At 63.6% G+C, this 6,990-nt stretch carries 9 protein-coding genes; all 9 read right to left on the reverse strand.

The window, feature by feature from the left end; genetic code table 11:
• Positions 1-18 precede the first annotated feature (18 nt).
• Entirely contained in the window at positions 19-723 is a 705-nt protein-coding gene (locus NTW26_10710) for a hypothetical protein (protein ID MCX7022721.1), read from the reverse strand.
• The gene (locus tag NTW26_10715; protein ID MCX7022722.1) at positions 710-955 is read right to left on the reverse strand and encodes a hypothetical protein; all 246 of its coding nucleotides are present in this window, start codon (positions 953-955) and stop codon (positions 710-712) included. The genes NTW26_10710 and NTW26_10715 overlap by 14 nt, the downstream gene beginning before the upstream one ends.
• Positions 956-974: 19 nt before the next feature.
• Positions 975-1,433: an SRPBCC domain-containing protein gene (locus NTW26_10720; protein ID MCX7022723.1), complete on the reverse strand. Its 459-nt coding sequence runs from the start codon at positions 1,431-1,433 to the stop codon at positions 975-977.
• A gap of 57 nt (positions 1,434-1,490) precedes the next feature.
• On the reverse strand, positions 1,491-1,991 hold the full coding sequence (locus NTW26_10725) for a nitroreductase family protein (protein MCX7022724.1): 501 nt from the start codon (positions 1,989-1,991) through the stop codon (positions 1,491-1,493).
• 99 nt (positions 1,992-2,090) lie between these two features.
• Positions 2,091-3,152, reverse strand: coding sequence for an AIR synthase family protein (locus NTW26_10730; protein MCX7022725.1), 1,062 nt, complete (start codon positions 3,150-3,152; stop codon positions 2,091-2,093).
• 151 nt (positions 3,153-3,303) lie between these two features.
• Positions 3,304-3,537, reverse strand: a complete 234-nt coding sequence (locus NTW26_10735) for a hypothetical protein (protein ID MCX7022726.1) — start codon at positions 3,535-3,537, stop codon at positions 3,304-3,306.
• Between the two features lie 87 nt (positions 3,538-3,624).
• Positions 3,625-4,161: a hypothetical protein gene (locus NTW26_10740; GenBank protein ID MCX7022727.1), complete on the reverse strand. Its 537-nt coding sequence runs from the start codon at positions 4,159-4,161 to the stop codon at positions 3,625-3,627.
• Between the two features lie 363 nt (positions 4,162-4,524).
• On the reverse strand, positions 4,525-4,761 hold the full coding sequence (locus NTW26_10745) for a hypothetical protein (protein ID MCX7022728.1): 237 nt from the start codon (positions 4,759-4,761) through the stop codon (positions 4,525-4,527).
• Positions 4,762-5,485: 724 nt separating this feature from the next.
• On the reverse strand, positions 5,486-6,982 hold the full coding sequence (locus NTW26_10750; protein ID MCX7022729.1) for an aldehyde dehydrogenase family protein: 1,497 nt from the start codon (positions 6,980-6,982) through the stop codon (positions 5,486-5,488).
• Positions 6,983-6,990 lie beyond the last annotated feature (8 nt).

Consider the following 6,990-nt stretch of genomic DNA (forward strand, 5'->3'; position numbering starts at 1 on the left):
CTAGTGCCACATCAAGTTCTACGGCTGCTCGTAGCTCTCGAGCTCCAGCACGCCGTAGCCCCAGAGGCCCTCCCCCCGGACCAGCCCCACGCCCCGTTTGAAGTACCCGGAGGAGATGACCGTGTCCTGGTCTTCCCGCTCGAGGGTGAACTCCACCCGTCGCATGTCGGAATAAGTTTCGCCCTGGACCTCGAGCTCCACGCCGGTCTCCAGGGTTTCCGAGGTCAGCGTGGCCGTGAACCCGTCGCCGACGGGGAATCCATTCACGTACATGACGCCCTCGGCGTCATCCGAGACGGGGTCGTTGAGCGTCCCCGAGAGGTGGGCGGTGATCGGGTCGGTGTAGCGCAGCTCCGTCTCGACCCATGTGCCGCCCCCCAGGTTCACCCAGATTTTCTGGTCCCAAATTTCAAAGGCTTCGTCCGAGACGGGGTGGACCGCGACGAGCATCCCCTCGTGGGCGTCGTAGTCGCCGAACTCGTTGACAAAGCACTCCCGGTCCCCGTACTCGGCGGTGTCGTCGATTTTCACCTCGACCTCGATTCCCCCCTGGTCGGTCGCGACGTAGAGCCAGCTCCAGCCGACGGCCTGGGGCCACCACATGGATGCGCCCTCCACCTCGGTCGGCGAGGCGCAACCGGCCGGGAGCAAAAGGACCGCCAGAGTGAAAGCGGCCGCAATCACGCCCCTTCGTACCGGGTGGTCATAGTTACTCTTTTTCATCCTCCGCCCCCTTTTTGTCCTCTCCCTGGTAGGCGTCGTGGAAGGCCTTGGCGAAGGCGCCGATACTGGCGGCGAAGGACCGGCCGAACCGCTCGAAGCTACTCTCCACCTCGGGCCAGGCGTCCTTCACCTTGACCGTCCACTCGTCGAGTTTTTCCTTGGCCACGCGGGAGCCCCGGCCCATCTCGGCGGCTATATCCTCCAGCACGGCCCGGAATTTTTTCTCGTCCACGATATGACACCCTGACGGGTTAAGGTTCGTCGTCCTCCAGTGGCTCGGCGAGTTCCTCGGCCGGCCCCTCCAGGTAGGTCCGCAGGTCCTCGAGAAGCGCCTCCCAGCCGTTGGTGTACTCCTCCACGTTGTACTGGAGCTTGGGTCCCAGGACCTCGAAGCCGGAGTGGACCAGGATCAGGCTCGTCGCTCCCCGTTTGGAGGCCAGCCTGAATTCCACCTGGGTGGCTACGGGCCAGTCGTCGTCCTGCCAGCTCAGGCGCAGGAGGCGTTGCTTCTTGATGGAGAGGACCTTGCCCCGGCTGATGCGCTCGTGACCTTCTCCGTCGCGCCAGTACTCGAAGAAGGGGGAGCCGGATTCGGGCTGGAGCTGGATGCTGTACGCCCACCAGATGCGCCGGGCGGCTGGAATGAAGAGGGCTTTCCAGACGTCGGCGGGTGGTCGCGAAAGCTGCACCTGGAGGTGGATCTCGGCCATGGGACTCCTCTGCGGCGCTCGTAAAGTTAGCACACGCGACCGGGGGCTGTCATCTTTTTATCGGGGCTGCCAGCCGTTGTAGTGGACGAAGGCGGCCTGGGGCCGACGTTCCCGGGGCGCGGTTTCGGAATCCCGCTTCTCGGGGGGCAGGTCGGCGATTTTTCCCGCATAACCCTCCAGGGCGGCCAGGACCGAGGCCATGCCCTGGTCGTGCTCCGCGAAACGGTTGGGTTTGCCGTTGTAGGCGAAGTTTTTACGGGCGACGGAGAAGATGAGCACCGGGGCCTTCCGCGCCCAGTCGTTGCCCTCGGAGAGACACTCGCGGGCTTTTTCGAGAGCCTCGGGGTTCTCGGTGGTGAATACTAAAAAGTTCCAGGGCTGGTCGTTGAAGCAGGAGGGCGCCCAGCGGGCGGCCTCGAGGACGCTCACGAGCTTCTCCCGCTCCACGGGGCGGTCGGGGTCCACCGCCCTGGGGCTCCACCGGGCGGCGATGAGCCCGTGGATTGGATGGTCCGTGGGCGCCGGGCGCTCAATCGGGGTCAAGCCTTCGACGGGCATCCCTCACCTCGGGACGACGGTTCCCCCAAGTTTAGGACAGGGACCGGATAAAAGCAAAGGGATGAAGTGCGGAAATCCGAACGGTGGCGCGGTGCCGGTTTAAGCGCGTGTGGCGCGGTCGAAGGCCCCCCAGAACGGATCCACACGCGGATGCGCCAGGGGGATCCGTCCGCCGTCGCGCAACGCCGTTATCCCCTCGCTGCCGGGCAGGAAGCGTCCGATTTTCGCCACCGGCGCCCCGCGCTCCTCCATGTACTCTCGAAATTCCTCGTACCTGTCGCCCCTGACGGCGAGGAGGAGCGTGCCCTCGCTGATCGCGATTTCCGGCTGCATGCCGAACAGTCGGCAGATGGCGCGCACTTCGGGGTAAACCGTGATTAGCGCGTAATCCAGTTCCAGGCCGGCGCCCGAGGCCTCGGCCATCTCGACCGCCGCCCCGACGACCCCGCACTCGGTCGCGTCGTGCATCGCCGTGACCCCCGCTCCGCGGACGCCGAAGCCCGCCGCCGCGAGGGCGTCGTCCACGGTGCTCATCCGGTTGAAAATTTCCCAACCGGAGGCCGCCGTCTGCTCACCGAGCTCCGAGGCTATCCGTTCCCGGAAGAGGCGGCTGAAGATGCCCACCGCCTCGACCGCCGCGCTCTTCGTCATGCACAGGACGTCCCCCGGTCCGGCCATGGCCGGGGTGAGGTAGGCGTCCTCGTCGCCCACGGCGATGAAGGTCGCCCCGCCGACCATGGGGTAGTCGGTGCCGGTGTAGCGGGCGGTGTGGCCGCTGATGACCGCCGCCCCGTATTTTTCGCTCTCCCGGTGAAAGACGCCCCACAGCCGTGCGAACTGGTCCTCGGTGACGCCCATCGGCAGGTTGAAATCCACGACCACGTAGGCCGGCGGGAAGCCGCTGGTGGTGACGTCGGAGGCGAGGATATGCCAGGCGAACCAGGCCGCCTCCTCCCAGCCGTAGCCCGGTACGATGTAGATGGGGTCGGTGGTGACGACCATCACGCGGCCGGGGCCGATGCGGACGACGGCGGTGTCCACCCCGTGCCGCGGGCCGACGAGCACCTCGGGGCGCACCGCCCCCAGGGAGGGATAAATCACCGCGTTGAAGAACTCCGGCGAAATCTTGCCGATCGCCGGGAACTCGGCCTTCACGCTCATTTTTCCTCCATTAGTCTAAAATTTTCCCGTCAATGGTGAACCGCGTCGGATTATGCGCCGGGGGCCGGACATTATTCAATCGAGCGGTCGAACTTTCGGTATTAAAAGGGCCGGCCCACGCCGACCCGCGTACGTTTCGATTCCAGCGGGATCAGAGCATCTCCAGACCGACGATTCGTCCGTCGTCCGGGGACAGGGTCAGCCGGTACCGCGCCCCGCAGCTCTGGCATGTCCCCACCCCGTCCTCCACTTCGGCGGCGTTGAACAGGAGCTGGGCGTAGCAGTTCTCGTTGACGCAGCGGAAGACGACCCGGGTGCCCATGCCCATGGCCTGGGCCACCACCTCGCCGTTCTTCTTGATGGGGACGTTCTCGAAGGAGGACATCCTGCCTTTTCCTTTTCAACGCATCGGCCGGTCCCGCAGCCACATTAACATAGAGTGGCGCGCGGGTTCAAGGGCGCGTCGGCCGGTTCATTTTATTGAAAAATCAGAGGGAGACGCCCACCCCACGCAGAAGTAGTCGGCCATGTAGAGATCGAGGCCCAGACCGGCCTCCGCTCCCCAGTTGCCCCCCGAGGAGTCCGTCGTGGCCACGCCCACCTCGGTGACGGTGAGGTCGGTGGAGAGGTAGCCGCCGGCGACGCGGACCCAGGGGCGGTAGTTGCCGCGGGTGACGAAATCGTAGCGCGCCCCCAGCCCGAGGAAAAGCTCGGTCCAGTCGTAGGTGTAGGCGTGGTCGAAGTCCGAGTAGGGGTCATCCAGGGCGATGTCGTCGGTGAAGAAGGCCCCACTGAAGCAGGGGCCCAGGACGAAGCCGCCGCCCAGACAGAAGTCGAGCATGAAGCCGAAGCCGTACTGGACGCCCGCGTCAATGCTCCGGTCCCAGAAGTCGTCGAACTCGTAGGGCGAGTCCAGGGCGAAGAGACCCCTCGCGGAGAGGGTCACGCCTACATCCAGCGCCCCGGCGGCCGCCACCGTCAGAATCAGAATCACTGCAACCCGCCTCACCCGGCCTCCTTTGGTTTCGTTCGATAAAAGGATACCACATCCCCTCGCCCCTTTGGGGAGAGGCTCGCCTGCGGGCCGGGGTGAGGGTCGGCTGTGAAAGCGGCGGGGATGGAATCCCCGCCCTACATCATCGCGACAAGGTACATGCCGGGGTGAGGGGCAATCCCCCTCTCCCTGTGGGAGAGGGCTGGGGTGAGGGCTACCTTAGAAAAGATGCGGGCCGACCTAAACGGCGCGCCGTCGGTCGGCCCCTACATCGGTGTGGGCACGGACTAGGTTAGGGCCATGTCCCCTCTCCCTTCTAGGGAGAGGGTTAGGGTGAGGGTCGAAGCCGAGAACACGGACGGGTGTGTACGCCCGCCCCTACTGCTCCTCGATCCAGCCGATTTTTTCCGGACTGCCGCTGTCGCCGTGGAGGAGGTAGGTCTTCTCGCAGCAGTGGCTCACCCGGGTGGGCCGGACACCGGGGTCGAAGTCCAGCTCCGCCAGCATCTGGTGCCGGCAGTAGGGACAGACCCAGGCGGCGAAGCGCCCGAGCACCGTGGCCCGGACCTTCTCCCCGTCTTTCATCCGCACCTCGACGTGGTAGTAGTCTTCCATCTTCGTCCTCCCGCGAAACTCTCCCACCCTTAAAATAGCACAAAAATCCCCCCGCGCAAAGGGGGGGGATTTAACTTCCAATCCGCTGAAATGTAGGGCGGGGACTTTAGTCCCCGCCGTTATTATTTCAGGTAATTGTATGGATATTCATCCCAACGCAAACATAAACCCAACCTGACCGGATTAGCCAGTATATAGTTCGCAATCCGAGACAGACCTTCTTCCTTCCTAACCCCGTGGTCGTAAAAGCTGGCCTGCCATAAAGACCGGGAAAAACCGTATCGTTTTGCAATCATATTAATGTGTCTTTTCCAGGTAGCTATCAGTGTTGGTAGGTTATATTCCCTGGGGGGTGCGAGCAGAAGATGAACGTGGTCGGGTAGTATGGAGGCGGCAATTAGGGTACACCGTTTAGCCAGCCACCCTCCAAGTGATTTATAAACCTCATCGGTGAAGGCAGAGGGAACGAAGATGCGTTTTCGTTCTCTTGTGCAGATTGTAATTGAAAAGGCCTGAGACGGATTGGAATAGTTCTCCAGCGGTAGGCGGGGGTGTTTCCGGATTGGGTGGTTAGTGTAATTCGGCATTTCTTCAAGAAATAAAAACAGACGACATAATAACACAATCCGTAAAGCGGCGGGGACTAAAGTCCCCGCCCTACATTTTGGGTTATCCAGCGTTTAAAAGAATCGCGCACATAAAAGGCCGTCCGGCTTCAAGCCGGCTACTGGTTGTCTATCTGCGCGCGCTGGAGCTTGCCGGAAAACTCCACGTACACGCTCTTCCACTCGGTGTAGAAATCCAGCACCGTCCAGGCGGCCTCGCGGTGGCCGTTGCCGGTGCCCTTCACCCCGCCGAAGGGGAGGTGCACCTCGGCGCCGATGGTCGGCCCGTTGATGTACGTTATCCCCGCCTCGATGTCCTGAATCGCCTTGAAGGCCAGGTTCACGTTCTCGGTGTAGATGGAGCTGGAGAGGCCGTAGGCGGTGTCGTTCTGGACCTTTATCGCCTCCTCGAAGCTCGAGACTTTAATCACGGAAAGGATCGGGCCGAAAATCTCCTCCTGCTCCAGGCGCATCCCCGGCTTGACCCCGGTGAAAATCGTCGGCTCGACGAAGAAGCCCTTGTCGTAGGCGCCGCCGGTGAGCCGCTTCCCGCCCAGGACGAGCTCGGCCTTGTCCTCTTTCAAGCCCACCTCGATGTAGTAAAGGTCGGTCTTGAGCTGGTCCTCGCTGACGGCGGGGCCCATGTCCACTTTCTCGTCGAGGCCGTTCCCGACCTTGAGCTTTTTGGCCCGCGCGACGAGCTTTTCCATGAACCCGTCGTGGATTTTTTCGTGGAGGATGAGGCGGCTGGTGGCGGTGCAGCGCTGGCCGGTGGTGCCGAAGGCGCCCCACAGGACGCCGTCCAGCGCCAGCGGAAGGTTGGCGTCGTCCATCACGATCTGGGCGTTCTTGCCGCCCAGCTCGGCGGAGAAGGGCTTGCCCAGCGTCCCGCACTGCCCGGCCAGCATGTTACCTATTTCCACCGAGCCGGTGAACGAAATCCGGTTGACGTCGGGGTGCTCGACGATGGCCCGGCCCACGGAGGAGCCGCCGCCGGTGACCATGTTCACCACGCCGGGCGGGAAGCCGGCCTCCTCGAAGACCTCCATGAAGTTGGCGACGCTGGCCGGGGTCAAGGTCGCGGGCTTGATGACGCAGGTGTTGCCGCAGATGAGCGCGGGGAACATCTTCCACGAGGGAATGGCTAGCGGAAAGTTCCAGGGGGTTATCATGCCGCAGACGCCCACGGGTCGGCGGATGGCCATCCCGAACTTGTTGCGCATCTCGACGGGGGTTTGGCGGCCGAAGAGGCGGCGGCCCTCCCCCGCGGCGTACATCCCGCAGTCTATGGCCTCCTGGGTGTCGCCCCGGGTCTCGGCGATGACCTTGCCCATCTCCCGGGTCATCATTTGACTGATTTCCTCTTTGCGGCGCTTGAGGATTTCGGCGGCTTTCATTATCAAGAGGCCGCGCTCGGGGGCGGGGACCAGGCGCCAGCCCTGGAAAGCCTCCCTGGCCGCGGCCACGGCGGCGTCCACGTCCCGTCCGTCGGACTTGGGATGGGTGGAGACCAGGTCGTCGGTATCGGCGGGGTTGCGGTTCTCGTAGCGCTCGCCGGAGGCGGCCTCGACCCACGCGCCGCCGATGTAGTTCTTGAAGTGCTTCGGTTCGGGCATTTTTCCTC

The organism is bacterium, from assembly GCA_026398675.1.
Lineage (GTDB): Bacteria > RBG-13-66-14 > RBG-13-66-14 > RBG-13-66-14 > RBG-13-66-14 > RBG-13-66-14.

Excerpts from the sequence above, each read along its gene's own strand:
- NTW26_10710 (MCX7022721.1), bottom strand. The coding sequence starts at position 723 with ATGAAAAAGAGTAACTATGACCACCCGGTACGAAGGGGCGTGATTGCG.
- NTW26_10720 (MCX7022723.1), bottom strand. The coding sequence starts at position 1,433 with ATGGCCGAGATCCACCTCCAGGTGCAGCTTTCGCGACCACCCGCCGAC.
- NTW26_10725 (MCX7022724.1), bottom strand. The coding sequence starts at position 1,991 with ATGCCCGTCGAAGGCTTGACCCCGATTGAGCGCCCGGCGCCCACGGAC.
- NTW26_10730 (MCX7022725.1), bottom strand. The coding sequence starts at position 3,152 with ATGAGCGTGAAGGCCGAGTTCCCGGCGATCGGCAAGATTTCGCCGGAG.
- NTW26_10735 (MCX7022726.1), bottom strand. The coding sequence starts at position 3,537 with ATGTCCTCCTTCGAGAACGTCCCCATCAAGAAGAACGGCGAGGTGGTG.
- NTW26_10745 (MCX7022728.1), bottom strand. The coding sequence starts at position 4,761 with ATGGAAGACTACTACCACGTCGAGGTGCGGATGAAAGACGGGGAGAAG.
- NTW26_10750 (MCX7022729.1), bottom strand. The coding sequence starts at position 6,982 with ATGCCCGAACCGAAGCACTTCAAGAACTACATCGGCGGCGCGTGGGTC.